Below are 23,132 nucleotides of genomic sequence, written 5' to 3'. Positions count from 1 at the left end.
TACAATGAGACAGCTTATGAGCAAAATCATGTTCCTTTCATTGGCAATTCTACTGCTGATTCCTGGGGGATGGCTTGTCCAGGCAGCGGAAAGTGCTTCTAGCACGCGGTTTCTACTATCGGTCTCCAGTACCGATGTCAAGGTCGGTGACGTGATCTCTATCGAGATCCAAGGTCGACAACTGACAGATTTATACGCTTATGAAGCGATAGTGGAATTCGATGCGGCTAAGCTTGCCTATAAGAGCGAGTCCAGTCTAAGGCAAGGGATATCGGGCGCGCCTATTCTCAAGAACGGAGAAGTCATTGTCGCGAATACGTTTGTCGGCAATAAACTTGGATCTACAGGGGATACCGCAATTCACCGAGTTACGTTTCAAGCGCGAGCAACCGGTCAGACCGTAGTGAAGCTGAAGTCAGTGTCTATGATGAATTCCACAGTTAACGGTGTTATTACCAAATGGAGTGAAGGATCGCAGATCGCAGTCACCGTGGGCAATGGGGTTAGCGCGCCACCGTCAAATTCAACGCCACCTTCAAGTAACCTCCCTATTATCTCTAAAAATGGTGATTTGACATTGCCTGTGGGTAAGGCAGGCGAGGTTAGTTTGAATGATCAGGTGACGATTACAATCCCAGCGGATGCTTCAGCCAAGGACCTTAAGGTCACGATCGACAAAGTGTTAGATACTCAAAAGTTACTAACAGGTAACGAGGTTTTAGCTAGTCCGATTTTCGAAATCTTGAAGAATTTCTCGGAAAACTTCAGTAAACCCATCACATTAACGTTTGCTTTTGACAAAAACAGCTTAAAAGCTGACCAGAAAGCAGCAGTTTTCTATTTTGACGAAGTGAACAAAGTTTGGGTGGAAGTCCCTGGCGGTAAGGTAAATGGGAATCAGATCACTGTAGAAGTAAACCATTTTACGAAGTATGCGGTATTTGCTGTAAATCCAAACGCAGTAGTTCCTGAAAAGCCGCTCTTCGATACCATATCGAATCTTAGTGACATTGCGGGGCATTGGGCAGAAATTGATATCCGAGCTACGCTCCAATCAGGCATTGTGCATGGCTATGAGGATGGCACATTTAGGCCGAACCAGTTCGTGTCGCGTGCGGAATTCGTTGTTATGTTAACGAACGCGCTACACCCGAACGCAGGGCCAGAGAAACTGCCGAATTACACAGATGCCGCCGTAATCGGCGATTGGGCGAAACAAGCAATTGCGCTAGCCGCTAAAGGAAACCTCGTGCAAGGCTACGAGGATGGCAGTTTCCGTCCTGCTGAGCAATTAACGCGCGCACAACTGGCTGTTGTGCTGGCAAATACGCTTGGCGTTGCAGCGGTAGAATCAAGCGGTTCAGCGGTATTCGCTGATGCTTCCGACATTCCTGCTTGGGCTTTGGATGCTGTAGGCATCGTGGCGAGAGCAGGGTTGATGAAAGGATACGAAGCGAACCGATTCGGCCCGCTCCAAACGGTAACTCGTGCAGAAGCGATTACGGTAATTAACCGATTGTTGCAGATGCAAAAGCAAAAATAAAATGCTAACAAAATAACCAGAAAGACGCACGCTTCGAGTTCAAGCGTACGTCTTTTTTAAAATTATTGGCTAATAGTTCGTTTAACCTGACGATAACCATGCAAATCGTTCGATCTCCATATTGGTAGCTACTGAGCAACTTGTTATGATGAAGGCGAATAGTTCGAAAAGGAATTGGCCTATTGGTACCTTATCGGCTATGAATGAAATCTTGTCATTTCAGAGTTCAAAGAGAGCGGAGGTGAATTGTGATGTAAGTAAGAAGTGTTGTCGCTCTAGCAAGGTCAATGTAATGATGATTTGCAGGTCTTTCAAATGAAAGCGTTAACAAACCATGAAATTCATTTAAATGTAAAACACTTTATTTTTAGGAGGTAACTAATGAAAAGAATCAATCGTACACTTCTCTGCCTCGTAATCGCATTTTTAGCATTGACACAGGGACTTATCTTAACAGCATCGGCAAGTGTTACCATGCAGATCATTACCCCTTATGCATCAGGGCAGGCAGGTACTTCTTGGTTTCCTATGCAAAATGCTTTTGAAGGGCCACCCACTTTGAATGGAAGTGGAAATCCTGTAGGCGGAACAAGCACGACGGATGCCCCCTATTATGTAAACGGTTATGGTTATATTGATTTTGGACCTAATTGGTCTAATACAAGAATATCATCAACATGGACGCAATACAGGCAATATACCAGTGGGAACCAGACGCCTTATGCTGGGCTTTGGTGGGACGATGATATCGACACCGTCAATGATAGCGGTTTGAACGAAACCCGGATAAACTTCAACAGTGCTCAGAATCTTGCATCCGTAGGAACCTCAGAGCCCTGGATTAAGGATAGCGATGTCAGTAGTAACGCTGTTATTCCTCTGGGAAGGTATCTCATTTTGCATGCTCCGGCCACGATGACAAGACAGGCAAAAGAATATGCCATAGTTGGATGGATTGATGTACCTGTGACAGGAATAACCGTTACAGGCGCAGGTGGTGCAACAACGATAAGTACACAAGGTGGCACATTGCAAATGAATGCAAATGTAACACCAGCAAATGCTTCTAATAATGCAGTCACATGGTCTGTTGTGGGCGGGACTGGAAGTGCGACTATAAGTTCAAGCGGTCTTCTTACCGCAGCTTCCAACGGAACTGTTACCGCAAGGGCAACAGCTCAAGATGGTTCTGGTGTGACTGGTTCTTTGACAGTGACAATCAGTGGTCAAGGTGTAAGTTACACACAATTCACATTGCCTGTCCAAGGCGCGAGTATAATTTATTATCCGGATATTCAAGCGTCTTTTCCTCAGGTAAACTGGCAGACCGTTGACCGGCTTTATATACCAGCAGGGAATTATACACAACTGCAGCTTGGAAATCTGCCCCAAAGAAGTGCGAGTGATCCTTTGATCATTACAAATTATGGAGGACAAGTAAAAGTTGGAGGTGTAGGCGCTAATTATACCGCAAAACTCTTGGGCGGTTCGAACTGGATTTTTACAGGGAAATATGATTCTGTCCTTCAGACAGGAAACGTGAACTATCCTGGTCATTTGAATGGAAATTACACAAACTCTTCAGGTGATTACGGAATTGAAATTACAAATAACCCAAACATAGCTCATGGAATAGAAGTTTTAAATACATCAGGAAATACAAATATTGTATCGAATTATGAGCTTTCATTCATTGAGATTTCTAATGTCGGATTTGCAGGTCTTGTCCTTAAAACAGACGGTGCGTCTAATATCGTGGATGGCGTCAAAGTTCATGATATGTATATCCATGATGTTGGAGCGGAAGGCATGTATATCGGTTATACTTTGGCAGTTAATGGCCAGAATAAATTCACCAATCTCGAAATTTACAACAACAGAGTTTTACGTACAGGTGCTGAGGGCATACAATTATCCAATATGGGTAATGGCGTCAATGTTCATCACAATACGGTTGTCATGACCGCGCTTGATTGGAAAGATCCTTTTGCTGCGAATCAGGAGGGGAACTTGCAATATTACCAAAGGGACGGTAGTGCTTCCATCCATGACAACATCTTTATCGGCGGCGGCGAAGTGATGTTCAACTATAAAACTTACGCAGCTTCCACAGATGTACTTAATGCAAATGACCAAGTGCATGTGTATAATAACTATTTTGCACACGGAAGAAGTTATTTTGGATTTCTCAATGAGGATGCTTCCAATCATGTTACCAAACTGAGATTTGAAAACAATGTGATCAGGTCCATTGTTTTTACTTGGAATGAAGTACATCCCACTGCAACAGACCGAAACATCATCTTTTATACCAGCTTCAACACGGCTAATCCGCTTATCTTCAACAATAATACCAGGGATGGCAGTCAGGCGTTTATTGATGTACTTGGAGCAAACAATGGTACCAACAGCCATATAACCGCATCAGGAAATACCACTGCTGCAACTATTTCTCCTGTCCAATTTAAAGATCCAAATTTTCCGGCTAATTTTGACTGGAGCTTGGTTGAATTATGGGATGATTATTCGCAATGGTGGAACATCGCTATCTATTATCAATTCGGAGATTATGTCTATCAAAACGGTAATCTGTACAAATGCATCCAAGCAGGCACGCATACTGGCATCAACCCATCCACATCGCCAAGTACTTGGCAACTGCAAACACCGATGACAGACGATTTCAGGCTTCACACCTCATCTCCGTATCAGAGCATGGGACTTCTGGATAAATAGACAGGTACAGTCCATAACTAGTATATTAGAAAAACCTGCCCCCTTCCATCAAGAGGGCAGGTTCTTCGCATTCATTTAGTCAGCAATTAGCGAAGATGCGCCGAAAATTTGCTGGAGCATACCCGTAGCAGCGCCTTGTAGGGCTCCCTTTTCCCCGTAGGATGCGGCGGCAAAACGATCTTCCGTGAACGCGATCGGGAACGGAAATAAAGCAAGTTCAGCATGAAGCTCGCGGATGAATCGGGGGCTGTCATTCATCCAGCCTTCGATGACCAGAATTTCAGGACTCAACAGATTGATCGCGGAAGCAACCATCATCGTCATGGTGGTCAGCACTTTTGCAAATACCGGTTGAAGCCACGCTTCACCTTTTTCGTAGGCAGTAATGACATCCTCCATCGAATTCGGCACAGGTTGTTCGGCAACCCGGGCTGCCGCTTGGCACTTGTCCAAGAGGTACGGTGTTGTGAGAACCGTCTCGATGCAACCATGCCTGCCGCACAAGCACAATGCCCCGTTCGATTCAACGGGAATGTGGCCAATTTCACCGGCAGCTCCCAGAAAGCCTGAATATATTTCACCATTCAGAATAATACCCGACCCGATCCCCTCATGAATGGTGATATAGAGCATGCTTCGCTTATTTTTCCCGACACCTGAGTAATATTCGGCAAATGCGGCTGCATTGGAATCGTTCATCACGCGAATCGGAATGTCCGGATAGCTCGCCTTGAGCTGCTCTTTTATGTTAAGATTCGCTAGTTTCAGATGGTTGGAGTAGACAATCGTCGCTCCCTTCTCATCAATAATGCCTGGAGCTGCAATACCAACACCCATTATCGTACCGGAATCGAGCATGCTCTGCTGATCCAGACAGCTTTGAAGGGCAATCCTTATCTGCTCTGCGACAGCTTCATTCCCGGAAGCAATTTTCGTTTTGAATTCAGCAATGCATTCCCCGTGCAGGTTAAGCACAGCGCTGATTAGATAGTTGCTGCCAAGTGATATGCCGACCACATAGCCCCCATCTTTATTGATTTGCAGCGCGATAGCCTTGCGTCCTGCTCCAACGGATGGTCTTTCGCCCGTCTCGGTCACAATGCCCTGGGCGATCAGATCCTCAACCAGCGCAGAAACGGTCGTCGCGCTGAGCTTCGTGACCGTTGAAATTTCAGCGCGTGAGAGTTTGCCTTCTCGATGAAGCAGGTTCAATACGGATGCCGTATTGATTTCTTTCATGAGCTGCAAATTACCTTTGATTGCTTTCATAAGTATCCCTTCTGCCTTCCTAGCTCTTCTACTACCATTATAACAAAAATAATGCATATGCATTAGTCATGCGAGCTCAAACAATCAACAATGCAGCTCCGCAAATGCTCGCATGGCATAATCCGATGTAGAACACACCAGTACTTTGCTGGCCTCCTGCGGCAAAAGCGCAGCATCGTACGGATTGCGCAGTACGATGGCAAGCAGCGGCTTTGCTTTTGCAATTCGCCGAGCTAACTGAAGCTGTCCATCATAAATATGCGCATTAATCGTTCCTAACATCACAACATCGTAAGGCGTAATCTCCGCCATCATTGCTTCAATCTCATCCTCGATTGGCTGCATGGACGTATAGACAGTCTTCACGTGGATGTTGCGTTCCTGCAACTTCGCCCCGAGTATCAGTTCACTGACAGCGGCATTATCTGCAATGGTTAGCTGTTCCTGCCTTGGAACCAAAAGCACATACTTCGTAGACGGAGATAACGGCAGCAGCGCAGCCGGATCCTGCTCAACGATGATAGTTGCTTTGGCAATCGCCAGCGCCTCTGCCTCCCATGTCTCCATAGGAAGCGGCTGCGCTTTTTCACGGTACAGGCCAAAATTGTTTTTGAGCCGCTCAATCCGGACCAAGGAAGCATCAATTTGCGATTCGGCAATCTCTCCCGCTCTCACCGCCTGGACAATGCCATTCATGACTCTCTGTTGAAAATCCGGGGTATGGCACATAAGAATCATGTCATTCCCCGCCAGAATCGCCAATCTACCGACTTCCTCAGGCTCAAAATTGTTTTTGATTGCGCCCATCTCCACATCGTCCGTGCAAATAACGCCTTCATAGCCAAGCTGCTCCCTCAGCAGATTTGTCACGAAATACTTGCTTAGAGATGCAGGAAGTCCCTCTGACTCCGGAATGTTTGGAAAAATGAGATGAGCCAGCATGATCGAATCCACTTGCGCTTCAATCGCCCTTTGAAATGGGATCAATGGTCCCGCAAATAAATCCTCCACCGTGAGCTCGCACTCCGGCAACACGTAATGTGAGTCACCGCTGACCTGTCCGTGGCCTGGAAAATGCTTCGCCGTGGACGCAATCCCTGCGCTGTGCAGCCCTTGAATGTAGGCCTCCCCAAATGCCGCGACAAGCTGCGGAACTTCGCCAAACGCACGGACACCAATGACCGGATTGTCGATGTTCGTATTCACATCCAGGACAGGAGCCCAATTCATCGGAATACCGAGTTCATGTAACTGACTGCCGACCAATCTTCCAAGCGCATAAGCAGCTTGTGGATCTTCCCTTAACGCAACAGCTCGATTCCCAGGGATATAAGGAAAAAACTCCTTAAAATTCGACAGGCTCCCTGCTTCCTCATCGATCGACATATAAAAGGGTACTCCGCCCCGATTCTGGCCTGCCGCTTCACGCACCTCTTGCAGCAGCTTCTTCGTATAAGCATACGACCCAATATCATGCGGAAAAATGCCGACGCCGCCAATCTGTCCCAGCCTGCTCTTGTCTTCGGACGGCGGCGTCTGCTTCGCAAGTCCGAGCACACACATTTCGGCCACTTTCTCTTCTAGCGATAAATTTCTCATGCTCATGATGATTGGTTCAAAATGGTGGTTTGTCATAGGTTCAGATCCTCATACTTCTTATTTTTTAGCTTTATCCAGTACGGCTTGAGCGGCTTTATCTCCTTCGGTCAACAGCTTGTTGATGTCGATTTTGCCAGACAAATAGTCTTTAATGATAGGATCAACAGCACCCATCCACTCTTCCCATACCACGTTGTCGCCTAAGTCACCCGCATATTTCATATTATCTAAGAAAACTTTGATATGTTCTGGCGCACCTTTATGATCGGCAATGGCAGCTTGAGCCACTTTCTTATTCGCCGTAATGCCTTCGGCAAGTGTCGAATTCAACTTTTGCGCATCTTCACCCAGGAAGTATTTCATAAATTCCCAACCCGCTTGCTTCTCCGCCTCTGTAGCTTTCGCGTTCATCACCCACGTATTGGCAACGAATGCGCTGTAATTCACGCCGCCATTCGGACTTTTTGGTACAACGGCAACATCATATTTCACACCTTCTTTGTCGTTGGTCAATCTTCTGGCGTAGTTATCGTAGAACATCGCAACGATTTTGCGCGACATCCAAGTATAGTACTTATTGCTGATTTCGCCTTCTTGATCCTTCAAGCCAGGCGTCAAGCTTTCATCCCAGAATTTCTTCATATATTCGAAGGCTTCTTTTACTTTAGGATCGCTGACCATTGTACTTTTCGTGCGTTCCTTGTTAAGCATATCTCCGCCAAATTGACGTACAACCGTATACCAGCCATAACGGATATGCTGTGGAAGGCCGATCCCGAACTGTTTGCTGTTCTTATCGGTCAATTTCTTCGCAGCTTGATAGACATCGTCCGTTGTCCAATTATCTGTCGGGTAAGCGACCCCGGCTTTATCAAACATCTCTTTATTATAGTAGAGAGCATTTACCTGAATCGCCTGCGGAACGCCAAAGATTTTGCCTTGCGGCGTCTTAATCGCATCAAACCCGTAGTAATCATCCAGCTTAATGTCCTTCGTATAGGCGGTTAAGTCCTGAATCGTTTTTTCCGTCGAATATTGAGGTATGTAAGGGCCATCCAACAAAAATACAGTCGGTCCCTGCCCTGCCGCAAGGTCCACTTTCAGATTGTCATAGTGTGTCTGCCAGTCGGTGGCGATTTCTTCGACCGTAATGTTCTTATTGGTCTCCATGAACTTCTTGATGATGTTCCCCATCGTAGCGCGTGCCGTTTCATCGGAGTAATACGCGACTTTGATTTTAACAGGTTTCGATGACGCAGCACTTGCTGAGCTCGATGCCTCAGGACTGGCGACAGATCCACTGTTCGAGCTGCAACCGGACAATAAAATGGATGAAGAAATGACGGCCGTTAAGGATGTTAACATGACTTTTTTCAAGACAAAATCCCCCCATACTCAATATTGTTGTGTTTTCATATATAAAAGGATGCTATCCTTTCACACCGGAAGAAGTCAGACTCTTTGTAAAATACTTTTGTGCAAAAATAAACAGTAGGATGACGGGAATGACGAGCAAAACATCCCCCGCCATTTCGAGTTCAGGACGAGCATTATACTGACCTGTGGAAATATCCTTGATTCTCAGCACCATCGTCCATAAATCTTTGTTTTTGCCAATAAAAATCATCGGGTACAGCAGCTCAGCCCACTTTTCCTGGAATGTGAGAACCGCAAGGGTAATCATGGGGGATGCGACGATTGGCAAATGGATTTTGGCGTAAATGGCGAACCACCCCGCCCCATCCATCTTGGCTGCTTCATCAAACTCCTTCGAGATCGACCGGTAATACTGCCTCATCAGCACGATCCCAAAGGCTCCTCCAAAAAAGGAAGGTACGATAAGCGGCAAATGCGTCCCGATCCATCCAAGATCCTTGAAGATGATAAACTGCGGAATCATGGTTACTTGAGCCGGTAAGAACATCGATATGACGGCGAAGCCGAAAATGAAATTTTTCCCTGGGAAATCAATGCGGGCAATCGCAAAAGCGACCAGGCTGCAGGAAATGACCATGCCAACAACGGATAGCACCGTGATTTTCACGGTATTGAACACGTACAGCAAGAAGGTTGGCCCCTGCTTGGGAAATAATAGTTCCTCATAGTTGCTCCATTGAAGCTTGGCTGGCATCCAGTTAAAGGAATTGTAGAACTCCGCATTTGTTTTTAACGAAGCAAGGATAAGCCATATGAAAGGAAGCACCATACTTGCTGCTCCTAGCAACAGGATAATGGTACAGACGATGCCCCAAACCGATTGTTTGGGAGACCCTACGGCCTTTTTACTGCTTAATAAAGTGGTGTCCAGCACTGTGTTATTTGGCATCATCTTGTCTCCTATTCTTCATAATGCACCCATGTTTTCTGGAGTTTAAGAATGACCAGCGTAATCAGGATCAAGCAGATAAAGACAACCCACGCAATCAGTGAGGCATACCCCATATCCAGAAAACGGAACGCCTTTTCGTAAAGATAAACCATAAGATGTGACTTCGAATACATGTTGCTGCGGTTATACACCATCACAAAATGCTGATCAAATGTTCGGAAAGCATCGGAGATCGCCATGATGAGCACGAGGAAAATAGTTGGAGAAAGCAGCGGAGCCGTTATATTTCGCAGCCGCTGCCAGCTGTTCACCCCATCGATTTCTGCGGCTTCGTACAACGTCTCCGGAATGTTATTGAGCCCTATGTAATAAATGAACATGGCATAACCCAAGCCTTTCCATACGCCTACCGCTGCGAGCGTCGGAATAATTGTTGCCGAATCTACCTGGAGAAATGCGACCTTAGACATCCCTAGCAGCGAAAATAGTTGATTGACAATACCGATGTCCGGGCTGAGCAGCCAAATCCACACCATACCAATAATGAACCAGGAGGGGATGGCCGGAAAATAATAAACGGCGCGAAGCACGCTAGCAAATTTCCCTTTGATGTAACTACCTGAGCTGTAAAGCAGCACAGCGAATATCAATGGGATTATGACCTGCATAGGTACATATAGAAGTGCAAACAGCCATGTGTTTTTAAAAGCAATCCAGAACTGCTTGTCGTCCATCAGTTGTTGGAAGTTATCCAATCCATTGAAGGTTGGCGCCGAAATGACCTTGAATCTTGTAAAGGAATAATACAAGGACATACCTGCCGGAATCAGGAAGAGTACGAACGCCCCTATCAAATAAGGAAGTGTGAAAGCGTAACCAATCGCGTAGTCAGAATATTTTCTTTTCACGTTGTGCCTCCGTTTTTATTAATTTGTTCACTGGACTAATTATTTTGATTATATGCCTGAATTACGATTTACGTCAATAATTAATATAATAATTGAATTCGAATTGTTCTTTTTCACAGAAATTGACTGATTTATTGTTAATTTAATTAATCCATTGTACAAATTAATTATTTAGAAGAGATATTGATCATTTAACTGATTATAGCAAAAAAGCCCAAGCCGCGATTCTCGCGCGAGCTTGAGCTTTTGTTTTGTTGTTGTGTCCTTTGGATACTTTAATTACTCCACTGTTACGCTTTTGGCAAGGTTCCTTGGCTTATCAACATCATTCCCACGCGCCAACGACGCGTAGTAAGACAGCAATTGCAAAGGAATTACAGACAACGCAGGTGTCAACACATCCAACGTTTTCGGAATTATGAACGTGCTGTCTACCGACTTCTGCAGCTCCGTTTCACCTTCCACGGCAATACCCAATACGTTTGCGCCGCGCGCCTTTACTTCTTTAATATTGCTCACCGTTTTCTCAAGCAGCTCGTGCTGTGTAGCCAACGCGATCACTGGGATATCATCCTCGATCAACGCAAGCGTGCCGTGCTTTAACTCACCCGCCGCATACGCCTCGGAGTGAATGTAAGAGATCTCTTTTAACTTTAAAGAGCCTTCCAAAGCTACCGCATAATCCAACCCTCTGCCGATAAAGAACAGATTATCATGTTTGGCCATCTCTTCAGCAACAACCCTCAACGCATCGGCTTGCTCTAGGATCTCGCTAACCTGTTCAGGCAACGCCTTCATAGCAGTGATGACTTCTTCGATTTCCTCAGGTGTTTGCGTGCCCAACGTTTGCGCCAGGTGCAAGCCAAGCAAGTAAAAACCAATCAATTGCGACGTGTACGCTTTCGTCGAAGCTACCGCAATTTCTGGTCCTGCCCATGTTGTAATGATATCGTTCGCCTCACGCGCAACGGAGCTTCCTACAACATTCGTAATCGCCAATACGTGTGCACCACAACGTTTCGCTTCACGCAGTGCTGCCAACGTATCCGCCGTTTCACCGGATTGGCTCACAACAATCACAAGCGTATCCTTTGTGATAATCGGGGAACGATAACGATATTCAGACGCTACATCCGTTTCCACCGGAATACGCGCCATTTTCTCAATCACATATTTCCCTACCATTCCTGCGTGGAATGCAGTTCCACAAGCGACGATATGCACGCGGCTGATATTACGAATTGCCTCTGGCGTTATCGTAAGCTCGTTCAACGTCACACTCTTACCGTCGGGAGAAATACGACTTCCCATAGTATCGCGGTATGCTTTCGGTTGGTCATAGATTTCTTTCAACATGAAATGATCGAATCCGGCTTTTTCCGCCGTAACAATGTCCCAATCGACATGGAACATTTCCCTGGAAATAAAATTCCCCTCTAAAGTCATTAATTCGACAGAATCCCGCGTCAATAACGCCATTTCGCCATCATTTAGAATAAACACATTGCGTGTATACTCTAGAATCGCTGGAATGTCTGAACCAATAAAGTTTTCACCTTCGCCGATCCCAATGATCAAGGGGCTAGCCTGACGCACAGCAACAAGACGGTCCGGTTCAAACTCCGTCAAAACACCAAGCGCAAACGCTCCTGTCATGTGCTTCACGGCTTTTTGAACAGCTTTAAGGATATCTCCCTCGTACAAACTCGCGATCAAATGCGAAATAACTTCTGTATCCGTTTCCGATACGAACACATGTCCTTTCGCGATTAACTCTTCTTTCAGCGCAATATAATTCTCAATAATCCCGTTATGAACAACGGAGAATTTCAAAGAATTATCGGTGTGTGGATGCGAATTCACGTCCGAAGGCTTACCATGAGTAGCCCAACGAGTGTGCCCGATGCCAACGCTTCCGTTCAATGGCGTTTCACCAAGCTTCGTTTCCAGGTTCGCAATACGGCCTTTGGCCTTCTTAATTTGCAAGCCATCCGCCGTATACACCGCTACCCCAGCAGAATCATAGCCTCGATACTCTAGCTTTTTAAGGCCATCCAATAAAATCTCCTGAGAATTACGCTTTCCAATATAACCAACGATACCGCACATAGTTACAACCTCCATATTTTTATAAGCCTCTTCTGCAAGGGCTGTTTGTCAAGGATCTGAATTCACTATCAAACATAATTAAATAAACCATCTATAAGGGCGTTCATTACGTGTACAATTAAAAAATATTAATAGATGTTGGATACTTGTCTGCCCGGTCGCCCGAACGATTTTGCTCTCCAACTTAACGGCACTCCTCGTGCCGGAAGGTCCCCGCCGAATGTTTCGAACACCTTCACCTCGTCAACTCACCGCGTAGTAGTAGCTGTAAAGCCTACATTTCCGTCCCGCTAATGAGTTCTGGCGCTATTTGTTACCAATAACCTCTACCCTGCCTTTCCTTCTTGAGTAACTTCATCATATGCATTTTAACTTGGCATTGCAACTTGTTTTTGGCATGCCGGGTCCCCCATCTCACCAATTTCTAGCAAAATGGGGGACTAGCACCCTATGATTAGACCAATTGCTCTTGAATGACCTTCGCAATATCGTGCACATATGCTTCTACTTGCTCTTTATCTGGGCCTTCCGCCATAACACGAATCAAAGACTCCGTACCTGATGGTCGAACCAATACACGGCCGTTATCGCCGAGCTCATCTTCTACCTTACGGATCGCTTCTTCAATGACCGCGTTATCCTTCAGCTTACTTTTATCCGCTACTCGAATGTTAACAAGTAATTGCGGGAATTTACGCATAATTCCTTTCAAATCACTGAGCTTACGCCCAGATTCAACTAACGTATTCACCAATTGTAGCGCAGTTAGAATACCATCACCAGTGGAGATGTAATCCAAGAAGATCACATGACCAGATTGCTCGCCACCAAGGTTGTAGCCGCCTTTACGCATTTCTTCCATCACGTAGCGATCGCCTACAGCTGTTTGCAGAGCCTTCAAGCCCGCTTTTTCAATACCTTTGAAAAAGCCAATATTCGCCATCACCGTCGTCACAATGGTGCCGTGGTTCAGCTTACCTTTGCGATTCAGCGCATCGCCAAGAATACTCAAGATGAAGTCGCCGTCGACTTCATCGCCTTTCTCATCAATCGCGATCAGACGATCCGCGTCGCCGTCAAAAGCAAGCCCGATGGCTGCGCCATGCTTAACCACCTCGGCGCGAAGCTTCTCAGGGTGGGTGGATCCGCAATCATCGTTGATGTTGCGCCCATTCGGCTCTGCGCCGATGGTGATCACTTCCGCTCCCAGCTCGCGGAAGACCAATGGAGCCAGCTCATAGGCGGAGCCATTCGCACAGTCAAGCACAACCTTGACGCCGGCGAAAGACGCGGACACCGTCTCCTTCAAGAACGCCAGATAGAGGTGCTTCGCATCCATCTGGTCCGAAACCGTGCCAATCTCGCCGCCTACAGGGCGAGGCAATTCATCCACAGCTGCATCAAGCAGCTGTTCAATCTCAAGCTCCGTCTCATCCAACAGCTTGAAGCCGTCGCCGCCAAAGAACTTAATCCCGTTATCCTCAACTGGATTATGCGAAGCAGAGATCATTACGCCTGCGTCTGCGCCTAGCTTTTTCGTCAAATAAGCAACCGCTGGCGTACTCACTACACCAATACGAATCACCTCAACGCCAATCGATAACAGGCCAGCTACAAGGGACGCCTCAAGCATCGGACCCGAAATGCGTGTATCTCTCCCGATCACGACTTTCGGATGCTTGGCCTGTCTGGTTAACACATACCCTCCGCAGCGTCCTACCTTATATGCCAATTCTGGTGTGAGTTCGCCATTGGCGACACCGCGCACACCATCTGTACCAAAATATTTCCCCATTTTCGTATTCTCCTCTTTCTCTATTCCCCATTATGGATTTGTTGCTTTAACATTTTTCTCACTGATTTCAACAATCGCCTTCACATCTTGTGGAAGCCCCAGCTTCACAAAGGTCGGCATATTTAAAGTGACTTTCAATTCATGTTTGCCAGGTGGTAAATTACTAACATCTAGTATCGCTTGAATGTCTTGAACTTTCAATTGGTCAATGATGGCAGGAGCACCCTCTACCGTAATATTCAAGGTAGCCGTAGCAGGCTGCGTTACTTTGGTTTCGTAGTTTTCATTTTGACCAATGATCGTAATCGGTACGTTCTCTACAGCTTTCGTTATCGAAGGCACAACTTCAACATGAACCGTCACCTTCGCAGGATCTAATTGTGTTACTTTATTCCTGAGAGGAATGTCCAGTGCAAAATCCTTCGTTTCTTTCAAATCTTGCAGATTTAGCTGCGGACCTTGGTAAAATTCCAGACGATCTACGACATCTTGAGCTCCGTATACCGTGACTTTATCAGGCGTTTGTGTAATCATCGCGATACCAAAACCTGCAGGCGGTTCACCAGTTACTTTGATCTGCAACGGAATCGTTTGGAACGGACTTGTGATCGGCACCTCTACATCGACAACCGAAGGGTTAATGTTCAGCGTAACTTCTTTGCCCTCTTTATCAAAAGCCTGCAATCTAACCTGCTTCGTTACCGCTGATTGTGCCTTATCCACAGAGACTTCGCCGCGGACATTTTCAATCTGATCAAGTTTACTCGTCTGCGCCGTAATGTACACCTTACCAGGCTTCACAATAGGTTGTCCCGCTTTGAGGCCTGCTGCAGGCGTTCCTTTGACATTAATGACGACAGGTACCTCTTTCATCTGCAACTCTTCTATCATGACGTGGACGTTCCTAGGAACGATCTCCACATCGACATCTGAAGGAATCCCTACAGGTGCAAGCGTAACTTGATGATCACCTTTGCCTACCTGCGTCAAATCAAGCTGAATCTGATACGTGTTGCTTGCTGTCACTTTCTTGACAGAAGATTCCTTACCACGCAAGATCACTTGAACATTCGCTGGCGACATCGACGATATGTAATAATGTGTTTCATCATATTTTGTTGTGATGGAGACATTATTGATCGTTTCCACACGTTCACGCAAAGGTGAATTCCCCGAAATATTGGTCTCTTCCATGTGAACAACGACCCATAGTAGAACCCCAATGACTAGGGCTACAATCCGGACAACATTCGTGTTACGTAACCATTTATCCATTCGAACGCCCCCTCCATTTCAAGAAAGGGTTCTTTTCTTTCGCCTTTGTCTTGGGCTTTAACTCTTCAAACAGCTTAGATATCAGCGATTCCTCTTTAATATCTCGCACAATATGCCCATTCATCGTGAGTGAAATTTGACCTGTCTCCTCCGAAACAATGACACACATCGCATCCGAAACCTCACTCATTCCGATTGCTGCACGATGCCGCGTCCCCAGTTCCTTCGAGATGAACGGATTTTCAGACAGGGGTAAATAACAACCTGCCGCCATCAACTGCCCTTGTCGAATAATAACCGCGCCATCATGAAGAGGGGTATTGGGGATGAAAATATTTATTAACAGCTCTCCGCTGATTTTGCTCTCTATCGCAATACCGGATTCTACATAGTCTGTAAGTCCAGTGTCTTTCTCAAAAACAATTAATGCCCCAATCTTACGCTTAGCCAAATAATTCGCAGCCCGAATCACTTCGCTGATTCGTTTGGTCACATCTTGATCCTCTTCTGAAGAAGATCTGCTGCTGAATAGCTTTCCTCGACCTAACTGCTCTAGAGCTCGTCTTAGCTCAGGTTGGAAAATAATAATAACCCCAAGCACCCCGAACGTAAATGCTTGATTCATCATCCATTGGAGCGTACTTAATTGGAACCAAATACTAATGACCCATGTGATGACAACTACGAGGATACCCTTCATCAGCTGAATGGCCCTTGTTCCGCGCACCAATAGGATCAATTTATAAATCACATAGCTAACGATGAGTATATCGACGATATCCTTAGCCGAAATGCTCGTGAGCAAATCCATTGTATTCTCCCCCAGGCGACTAAACAAAGTTCTCTCTATAAAAGGATCATATCATAAACCTAGGTATACTTCTATTTATCTAGACTCATCGTACAAGAATTGGTTCATTTTTCCTATATAAAAATAAAAAACGTCCCCTATAGTCTCCGCTATAAGGGACGTTCCGTTAAGGCGTGATTTTTCCTACGAATTCACCTAATTTGTACCAGACCCAGCTCAATGCTTCATCGACTTGTTTGACTTCCCCTGATATATGTGCCGTTGAGGCTAGATTGACTGAACCATCGATCACGACGACATTCCCCGTTACATCGCCTTCAACCTTTAGTTCGCCACGTTTCACCACAAGATCACCATTCACAGTATGTCCCTGCGGTACAATCACCGTATCCCCTTGAATCACGACGTCCTGTAGGTTACTCCCCTGCACCATAAGATTCTGATCGTCATCCCACATAGATATGAAGCTGCCGAACATAACTGCTCCAAAAACAACAGCAACTGAAACAGCAGGATGTCTGCGCACCCAGTCCGTCCAGGTATTCTTCTTTTTCGTTGGTGGTAATCCGCTCATAATCTGTGCAGTTAAGTTATCAGGTATTTTGATGGAGGGCAGCATTCTAACCAAAGCATCCGTTTTCTCTAGTTGCTTGAAAGAATTATTACACGCCTGACAGGCGATCAAATGCTCTTTCAATTGTAGAGCTTCCGTCTTTGGTAAATCACCGTCGAGGTATTCATGTATGAGCGGGAGGGCTTCCTTACAATTCACGTTACAGCCACCCCTTTCTTAGACTTTTGCATGTTGTGATATACCATACGTTTCGATTTCAAATATGTTTCAAATTCGAACAGGATTTGTACTAACAACTTGTTCCTCCTGCTCTAGCCTTTTCCGTAAGTACTCTCGTCCCCTGTGAACGCGGGTCTTTATGGTCGTCACGGGCATATCGAGAACATCGCTTATTTCTTGCAGGGACATATCATGCAAGTATCTGAGAATGACGACCGATTTATATTTCTCAGGCAGCGTTTCAATCGCTCGGTGAATTTGTGCCTGCGTTTCCGATACGATCAATTGCTTTTCCGGTGTATCCTCATTGCTTGGGAGCATGGCGTAGTAATCATTGCCTTCACCATCTGTCATTTCTGCATCCAGCGAGTATGTCATCTTTCTTCGTCTCAGCTTATCAATACATAAGTTTGTCCCTATCCGAAAAATCCATGTCGAAAACTTCTGATTCTCATCATATCGATGTAAATTCGTATACACGCGCAAGAACGTTTCTTGCACAGCATCTTCGGCTTCTTGCTTATTATTCAGCATGCGGTAAGCCAAATGAAAGATCTTGTCTTTATAGAGCTCCACGAGCTCTGCAAAAGCATTACGATCCCCATTACTGGCCAGCCTAGCCAGTCGTGCTTCAACAAAGTTCAATTGGTTTTCCTCCGGCTTCTCGACAATTCAACTACCCTTTAGTGAACATTCAAATCCCTCTACTACTTATATACGCAGAAATTACGATTTGTTTTCAGAAATTATAATTCCGCCTAGAATTAAGGCCATGCCTCCCCATTGTAACCCACTAATTGGCTCCCCAATAAGCAGCGCAGCAGCAAGAATAGCCACAGGCAGCTCCACTGAACCAAGCATAGCAGCCAGTGTACTGCCGATCTTAGGAATTCCTATATTAAAGGATACCGTAGGTATCGCTTGGCCTAGCAAGCCTAATAACAACCCCCATAGCAACAGCATACCACCATTTTCGTGAACAAACACGGTCGGCGGGTACAAAACATACATAACCGGCAACGCTGCTGTAAGCATAATCGCGGAATTCATGAGCGGAGGCAGTGTACTCACCACTTGTCCCGTGAAGAACAGAAAAATACTATAAGCTAACGCGGATAGAAGTCCAAATAGTATACCCAGAATGCTGAGCTCTCCCCAGTCGGTATTGAACACATTCACAGCGAGCAGTGTCCCTGCCAAAATGAGTACAATTGCAATCCCTTCCATTCTTTTAGGCAATCTGCGCTTCACGATACAATCCATAGTGATTGTCATCCACGTAAATTGAAAAAGAAGAATAATGCACAGCGAAGCATCGAGCTCCTCCAACGCAATATTATACATGACTGTCGTTAACGACAGTCCGAAAATACCAATCAACCCCAGCTTAATCCAAGGTCCCTTGAACGGATTTACCCACGATTTTTTGTGAAAAAGAATTAAGACCCAGACCAATAATGTACCCATCGTCATCTGCGCAGGTGTAATTTGTCCTTCTGTATATCCTTGATCATAGGCCATTTTGATAAACGAAGAAAGCAAGCCATAGCTTGAAGCTCCAATAAGAACAAGAACGATCGCCAACCAACGCCCCATGCTGCCGCGCACCTCCTGACTTGGGCAATTCCCATACTTACAGGAAAAGCCGAGCTGCCTGCATTGCTGCAAGCCCCCGACTTTATCATCCTGTTACTTTGCTATGTTGTTATAGGATCAGCCCGTATTTCGAAGTCCCGCGGCAATCCCGTTGATGGTAAGTAATACTTCGCGAAGAAGAATTGCATCATCTTCATTATTCTCTCTTAGTGCGCGAAGCTCAGTAAGCAGTTCAACCTGCATATAGCTTAGCGGATCCACGTAAGGGTTACGCAATTTGATGGATTCTTGAATGACAGGAACATTATCCAGAATCTCTTGCTGACCTGTAATTTGCAAAATAATCGAGGACGTCAATTCATACTCGTCTTTGATTAGATTATAAATACGATCTGCAATCGCAGATTCTTTGACTAAGCTGCCGTATTCCTTCGCAATTAGAAGATCTGCTTTCGCTAACGCCATTTGCAGATTATCAATCATTGTACGGAAGAAGGACCAATCCTCATACATTTCTTTGAGGACCGCTAGGTTGCTCTCATTGCCTTGTGCGAAGCTTTGTAAGCCAGTTCCTGCTGCGTACCAGGCTGGTAGTAGATATCTTGTCTGCGTCCATGAGAATACCCATGGAATCGCACGCAAATCTTCGAACTTATCGCTATTCTTACGCTTCGATGGACGGGAACCGATATTCAGCTCACCAATCTCCGGAAGTGGAGTGGATTCTTTGAAGAACGTTAAGAAGTCTTCGTCTCTGAAAATAAGGTCTTGATACTTCGTTTGAGCTTGTTCCGAAATCCCACGCATAATGTTCTCCCACTTGTCTTCTAGCGGGTGTCTTTGCGGAGAGCGGGACAGCTTCGAAGCTGTAATTAACGCAAATGTTGCCTGCTCCAAACTACGGTAAGCAATTCCTTGTAGGGAATAACGGGAAGATAGTACTTCGCCTTGCTCTGTAATTTTGATGCCGCCACCTAGCGTTTCAACAGGTTGTGCAAGAATGCTTCGGTTTAGTGGCATACCACCACGACCCAATGCACCGCCACGACCGTGGAAGAACTTCAGCTTCACGCCGAATTTCTTAGCAGCCTCCGTGATATCTTGAAGCGCCATGCGAAGCTCCCAGTTCGCTGTAATCACACCGCCATCTTTATTACTGTCGGAGTAGCCCAACATAATTTCGTGCAGCGGGTTTTCAGCATCTAGGCTTGCCCGGTAAGCAGGGATCGCTAGCAACGTGCTCATGATACCAGGAGCCGCATGCAGGTCGTCAATCGTTTCAAACAGTGGAACTGACTGAACCGTACTTGTTACCGTACCGTCGCTCTCTCTGCGGTATAGGCCCGCCTCTTTGGCAAACACAACAACCTCAAGCATGTCACTTGCGCCTTGCGTCATCGAGATGAGGTAACTGTTGATACAGTTGCGTCCGAACTCTTTTTGCGCTTTCCCAACCGTACGATAAACATCTAAACATTCCTTCGTACCATCGGAGTAGTCCAAATACGTTGAAGTGATTGGACGTGGATCATTCAGTACATTCGTAAGAAGAGTGATCTTCTCTTCCTCAGATAGCTTGCTGTAATCTGGCGTAATGCCCATTTTCGCCAAAATTTCCGTCATCGCATTCTCGTGCTCTTTACTATGCTGTCTGATGTCCAGAGCAGCTAAGTGGAAGCCGAACAGCTCAACTTGACGAATTAGCTTCTTAATATATTTATCAGCCACATAGTCTGCAAAGTGCGCACGCAAACTTGAATCCATCACTTGCAAATCTTGAATAAACTCTTCCGGACTATTGTACTTCTGGGAAGAAGGTACATTCACATTGCCTGTGTTGTGAATTTTCTCAATCATATAGGTCGTCTTGATGCGATATGGCTCTTTCTCATTGCGCCATACATCTTGAACATTCCCCATCGCTTCACGGTCACATTGGATAGACGCGATAAGAGCATCGCTCACATTCACAATGTTCTTGCTGAAACTCATATGAGCCAAAGATTCTCTCAGAATCTCCTCATACTTTTGCAAAGCCAATTGACGGTGCAAACCAAGGGTTTCCCAGGTTACATTCGCTCTAACTGAAGGATTTCCGTCACGGTCTCCACCGATCCAAGAACCAAATTTCAAGAAGGACGGCACATGCCATTTATCTTCTGGGTAATATTTATTTAAACAACGTTCAAGCTCATGATAAACTTCTGGCAGTACATCGAATAGCGTCTCATCAAAATAGTACAGCCCGTTACGCACTTCATCGATTACCGTTGGTTTCCGATCACGCAGCTCATCGGTTTGCCACAGATTAAGTACTTCACCTAACAGCTTCTCGCGCAATTGCTCGCGTTCACGGTACGTTAGGTTCGGGTTGTCCAGCTTCATCATATCATCTGAGATACGCAGATTAATATCAAGCACAGCACGACGCATAGCTTCTGTTGGATGTGCCGTCATAACGAGTTCTAGCGAGATCGCTTTAAGAATCTCTTGTACCTCTGCATAAGGAATATGCGTATTCTTCAGCTCTTGCACAATGCTCTCAATGGAACCTGGTTGTACAGATTCACCAGAAGAGCGCTCGTAATCACGCTTACGACGAATACGATGGTTTTGTTCAGCAATATTAACTAGTTGGAAGTATATAGCGAAAGCTCGTATCACTTGATGACGAATTTCTGGATCTAGTGAAGATATCGTTTTCTTAAATTCATCGTAGATCTCAATGACATAGTGTGCTCTTAACGACTTACTCATTTCACGAATTCTCTCGACAACATCCAGCAGATCATTCCCGCCTTGATGTACAAGAACTTCACCTAGTATGTGCCCAAGAAAACGAATATCTCTACGCAGCAGGTTATTCGTACTTTGTTTTTGTTGGACGATCTCACTCTCTACCATTACTCTCCACCTCATCTATTCACTATGATGCATTAATGCTTCTCTCTGCAAAAGCTAGTCGCTATAAAAACTCATTTCAGAATATTTTACCACAATCTCTCCGCTACACATAGTATTAAAATAAAAAAACCGTACGTTTTACGGTGGTAATTAATGTATTGATAAGATTCTACTAGTTTATCCTAACTAAATACCCCCTATGAGTAGGTCATTTACAGCATATATAATTAAATTGTAAATATAAAGAAAAAGCCACCCGAAGGTGGCTCAGTCTTTGTTAAGCGGGCGGCGGGAATCGAACCCGCGCGATCAGCTTGGAAGGCTGAAGTTCTACCATTAAACTACGCCCGCGTAGTTTAGAAAATGATCGGGATGACACGATTTGAACATGCGACCCCCTGCTCCCAAAGCAGGTGCTCTACCAAGCTGAGCTACATCCCGATACCTTTATAACTTATAATGAAGAATGGCGCGCCCTGAGAGATTCGAACTCCCGACCTTTTGATTCGTAGTCAAATACTCTATCCAGCTGAGCTAAGGGCGCATATACAATTGGAGCGGAAGACGGGGATCGAACCCGCGACCCTCGCCTTGGCAAGGCGATGCTCTACCGCTGAGCCACTTCCGCAGAGTACCTCATTTGCATAAATGCAAGTGAGGATTTAATGCGCGTAGAGGGACTTGAACCCCCACGGTCACCCGCTAGATCCTAAGTCTAGTGCGTCTGCCAATTCCGCCATACGCGCAAGTAGTAAAGAAGGCAAAAATGGTGAGTCATGTAGGATTCGAACCTACGACACCCTGATTAAAAGTCAGGTGCTCTACCAACTGAGCTAATGACTCATAAATGGCTGGGGATCAAGGATTTGAACCTTGGCATGACGGAGTCAAAGTCCGTTGCCTTACCGCTTGGCTAATCCCCAATAAAGACATGCCGTCGAGAGGACTTGAACCCCCAACCTACTGATTACAAGTCAGTTGCTCTACCAGTTGAGCTACAACGGCATATAAAGTTAATGGTGGAGGCTGACGGGATCGAACCGCCGACCCTCTGCTTGTAAGGCAGATGCTCTCCCAGCTGAGCTAAGCCTCCATGGGACTTAAAAATGGTGACCCGTAGGGGACTCGAACCCCTGTTACCTCCGTGAAAGGGAGGTGTCTTAACCACTTGACCAACGGGCCTTACTAAAAATTACTGGAGCTTCCAACCGGAATCGAACCGGTGACCTCATCCTTACCATGGATGCACTCTACCGACTGAGCTATGGAAGCAATGGCTCCCCGAACAGGACTCGAACCTGTGACAACTCGATTAACAGTCGAGTGCTCTACCAACTGAGCTATCAGGGAACAATGCTTGGCAACGTTCTACTCTCCCAGAACCCTGCGGTTCAAGTACCATCGACGCTGGAAGGCTTAACGGTCGTGTTCGAGATGGGAACGCGTGGATCCCTTCCGCCATCAT

At 45.8% G+C, this 23,132-nt stretch carries 15 protein-coding genes, 12 tRNA genes and 1 rRNA gene; 2 read left to right on the top strand and 26 right to left on the bottom strand.

The genetic code is table 11. The features are described 5' to 3' along the window. Positions 1-16: 16 nt before the first annotated feature. Both AC58QT_RS26645 and AC58QT_RS26640 read left to right on the top strand, forming a co-directional pair. Positions 17-1,543 carry an S-layer homology domain-containing protein gene (locus AC58QT_RS26645; protein ID WP_497411654.1) on the top strand — a complete coding sequence of 509 codons (1,527 nt, stop codon included), beginning with the start codon at positions 17-19 and terminating at the stop codon, positions 1,541-1,543. A gap of 381 nt (positions 1,544-1,924) precedes the next feature. Continuing rightward, a complete protein-coding gene (locus AC58QT_RS26640) occupies positions 1,925-4,279 on the top strand; it encodes an Ig-like domain-containing protein (protein WP_497411653.1) in 2,355 nt (784 codons plus the stop codon). A 75-nt stretch (positions 4,280-4,354) separates the two neighbouring features. Here AC58QT_RS26640 and AC58QT_RS26635 read toward each other — a convergent pair whose 3' ends face one another. The 26 genes from AC58QT_RS26635 to rrf all read right to left on the bottom strand — a co-directional run. Beyond that, positions 4,355-5,548, bottom strand: coding sequence for an ROK family transcriptional regulator (locus AC58QT_RS26635; protein WP_497411652.1), 1,194 nt, complete (start codon positions 5,546-5,548; stop codon positions 4,355-4,357). Between the two features lie 84 nt (positions 5,549-5,632). Further along, positions 5,633-7,183, bottom strand: coding sequence for a glycoside hydrolase family 3 N-terminal domain-containing protein (locus tag AC58QT_RS26630; RefSeq protein WP_497411651.1), 1,551 nt, complete (start codon positions 7,181-7,183; stop codon positions 5,633-5,635). A gap of 21 nt (positions 7,184-7,204) precedes the next feature. Next, the gene (locus AC58QT_RS26625; protein WP_497411650.1) at positions 7,205-8,524 is read right to left on the bottom strand and encodes an ABC transporter substrate-binding protein; all 1,320 of its coding nucleotides are present in this window, start codon (positions 8,522-8,524) and stop codon (positions 7,205-7,207) included. A 52-nt stretch (positions 8,525-8,576) separates the two neighbouring features. Continuing rightward, entirely contained in the window at positions 8,577-9,473 is an 897-nt protein-coding gene (locus AC58QT_RS26620; RefSeq protein WP_497411649.1) for a carbohydrate ABC transporter permease, read from the bottom strand. Between the two features lie 11 nt (positions 9,474-9,484). Beyond that, positions 9,485-10,384, bottom strand: coding sequence for a carbohydrate ABC transporter permease (locus AC58QT_RS26615; RefSeq protein WP_497411648.1), 900 nt, complete (start codon positions 10,382-10,384; stop codon positions 9,485-9,487). A gap of 279 nt (positions 10,385-10,663) precedes the next feature. Beyond that, positions 10,664-12,493, bottom strand: a complete 1,830-nt coding sequence (gene glmS / locus AC58QT_RS26610) for a glutamine--fructose-6-phosphate transaminase (isomerizing) (protein WP_497411761.1) — start codon at positions 12,491-12,493, stop codon at positions 10,664-10,666. Between the two features lie 454 nt (positions 12,494-12,947). Next, on the bottom strand, positions 12,948-14,288 hold the full coding sequence (gene glmM / locus AC58QT_RS26605) for a phosphoglucosamine mutase (protein ID WP_497411647.1): 1,341 nt from the start codon (positions 14,286-14,288) through the stop codon (positions 12,948-12,950). Positions 14,289-14,318: 30 nt separating this feature from the next. After that, positions 14,319-15,563, bottom strand: a complete 1,245-nt coding sequence (locus AC58QT_RS26600) for a CdaR family protein (RefSeq protein ID WP_497411646.1) — start codon at positions 15,561-15,563, stop codon at positions 14,319-14,321. Continuing rightward, complete coding sequence (gene cdaA, locus AC58QT_RS26595) at positions 15,556-16,374, bottom strand: diadenylate cyclase CdaA (RefSeq protein ID WP_310502281.1); 819 nt, start codon at positions 16,372-16,374, stop codon at positions 15,556-15,558. Before cdaA ends, AC58QT_RS26600 begins: the two co-directional genes overlap by 8 nt. Before the next feature lie 166 nt (positions 16,375-16,540). Continuing rightward, complete coding sequence (locus AC58QT_RS26590) at positions 16,541-17,146, bottom strand: zf-HC2 domain-containing protein (RefSeq protein ID WP_310502282.1); 606 nt, start codon at positions 17,144-17,146, stop codon at positions 16,541-16,543. A gap of 69 nt (positions 17,147-17,215) precedes the next feature. Continuing rightward, positions 17,216-17,812: an RNA polymerase sigma factor SigW gene (sigW, locus tag AC58QT_RS26585; RefSeq protein WP_310502283.1), complete on the bottom strand. Its 597-nt coding sequence runs from the start codon at positions 17,810-17,812 to the stop codon at positions 17,216-17,218. Between the two features lie 81 nt (positions 17,813-17,893). Beyond that, positions 17,894-18,763 (bottom strand): DMT family transporter, encoded by an 870-nt coding sequence (locus AC58QT_RS26580; protein WP_497411645.1) that lies wholly within the window; start codon positions 18,761-18,763, stop codon positions 17,894-17,896. A gap of 117 nt (positions 18,764-18,880) precedes the next feature. Next, on the bottom strand, positions 18,881-21,667 hold the full coding sequence (ppc, locus tag AC58QT_RS26575) for a phosphoenolpyruvate carboxylase (RefSeq protein ID WP_497411644.1): 2,787 nt from the start codon (positions 21,665-21,667) through the stop codon (positions 18,881-18,883). A 280-nt stretch (positions 21,668-21,947) separates the two neighbouring features. After that, positions 21,948-22,018: transfer RNA gene (locus AC58QT_RS26570), tRNA-Gly, on the bottom strand. A gap of 16 nt (positions 22,019-22,034) precedes the next feature. Continuing rightward, positions 22,035-22,108, bottom strand: a tRNA-Pro gene (locus AC58QT_RS26565). Positions 22,109-22,134: 26 nt separating this feature from the next. Beyond that, positions 22,135-22,211 (bottom strand) — tRNA-Arg (locus AC58QT_RS26560). A 9-nt stretch (positions 22,212-22,220) separates the two neighbouring features. After that, positions 22,221-22,295, bottom strand: a tRNA-Gly gene (locus AC58QT_RS26555). A gap of 38 nt (positions 22,296-22,333) precedes the next feature. Continuing rightward, positions 22,334-22,413: transfer RNA gene (locus AC58QT_RS26550), tRNA-Leu, on the bottom strand. 21 nt (positions 22,414-22,434) lie between these two features. Then, positions 22,435-22,510 (bottom strand) — tRNA-Lys (locus tag AC58QT_RS26545). A gap of 5 nt (positions 22,511-22,515) precedes the next feature. After that, a tRNA-Gln gene (locus AC58QT_RS26540) sits at positions 22,516-22,590 on the bottom strand. A 9-nt stretch (positions 22,591-22,599) separates the two neighbouring features. Next, positions 22,600-22,672, bottom strand: a tRNA-Thr gene (locus tag AC58QT_RS26535). A 12-nt stretch (positions 22,673-22,684) separates the two neighbouring features. Continuing rightward, positions 22,685-22,760: transfer RNA gene (locus AC58QT_RS26530), tRNA-Val, on the bottom strand. Positions 22,761-22,774: 14 nt separating this feature from the next. Continuing rightward, positions 22,775-22,849, bottom strand: a tRNA-Glu gene (locus AC58QT_RS26525). A gap of 14 nt (positions 22,850-22,863) precedes the next feature. Further along, positions 22,864-22,939, bottom strand: a tRNA-Thr gene (locus tag AC58QT_RS26520). Between the two features lie 2 nt (positions 22,940-22,941). Further along, positions 22,942-23,017, bottom strand: a tRNA-Asn gene (locus tag AC58QT_RS26515). 5 nt (positions 23,018-23,022) lie between these two features. After that, positions 23,023-23,132, bottom strand: a 5S ribosomal RNA gene (gene rrf, locus AC58QT_RS26510); the annotation flags it as partial.

It is taken from the genome of Paenibacillus sp. J31R109, from assembly GCF_059692055.1.
This window is presented reverse-complemented; position numbering and strand designations above follow the sequence as displayed.

What these genes read in the sequence shown, in the direction of transcription:
- AC58QT_RS26620 (WP_497411649.1), bottom strand. Translation starts at nt 9,473, where the DNA reads ATGCCAAATAACACAGTGCTGGACACCACTTTATTAAGCAGTAAAAAG.
- cdaA (WP_310502281.1), bottom strand. Translation starts at nt 16,374, where the DNA reads ATGGATTTGCTCACGAGCATTTCGGCTAAGGATATCGTCGATATACTC.
- AC58QT_RS26630 (WP_497411651.1), bottom strand. Translation starts at nt 7,183, where the DNA reads ATGACAAACCACCATTTTGAACCAATCATCATGAGCATGAGAAATTTA.
- AC58QT_RS26640 (WP_497411653.1), top strand. Translation starts at nt 1,925, where the DNA reads ATGAAAAGAATCAATCGTACACTTCTCTGCCTCGTAATCGCATTTTTA.
- glmM (WP_497411647.1), bottom strand. Translation starts at nt 14,288, where the DNA reads ATGGGGAAATATTTTGGTACAGATGGTGTGCGCGGTGTCGCCAATGGC.
- AC58QT_RS26580 (WP_497411645.1), bottom strand. Translation starts at nt 18,763, where the DNA reads ATGGGGCGTTGGTTGGCGATCGTTCTTGTTCTTATTGGAGCTTCAAGC.
- AC58QT_RS26645 (WP_497411654.1), top strand. Translation starts at nt 17, where the DNA reads ATGAGCAAAATCATGTTCCTTTCATTGGCAATTCTACTGCTGATTCCT.
- AC58QT_RS26600 (WP_497411646.1), bottom strand. Translation starts at nt 15,563, where the DNA reads ATGGATAAATGGTTACGTAACACGAATGTTGTCCGGATTGTAGCCCTA.
- AC58QT_RS26635 (WP_497411652.1), bottom strand. Translation starts at nt 5,548, where the DNA reads ATGAAAGCAATCAAAGGTAATTTGCAGCTCATGAAAGAAATCAATACG.
- ppc (WP_497411644.1), bottom strand. Translation starts at nt 21,667, where the DNA reads ATGGTAGAGAGTGAGATCGTCCAACAAAAACAAAGTACGAATAACCTG.
- glmS (WP_497411761.1), bottom strand. Translation starts at nt 12,493, where the DNA reads ATGTGCGGTATCGTTGGTTATATTGGAAAGCGTAATTCTCAGGAGATT.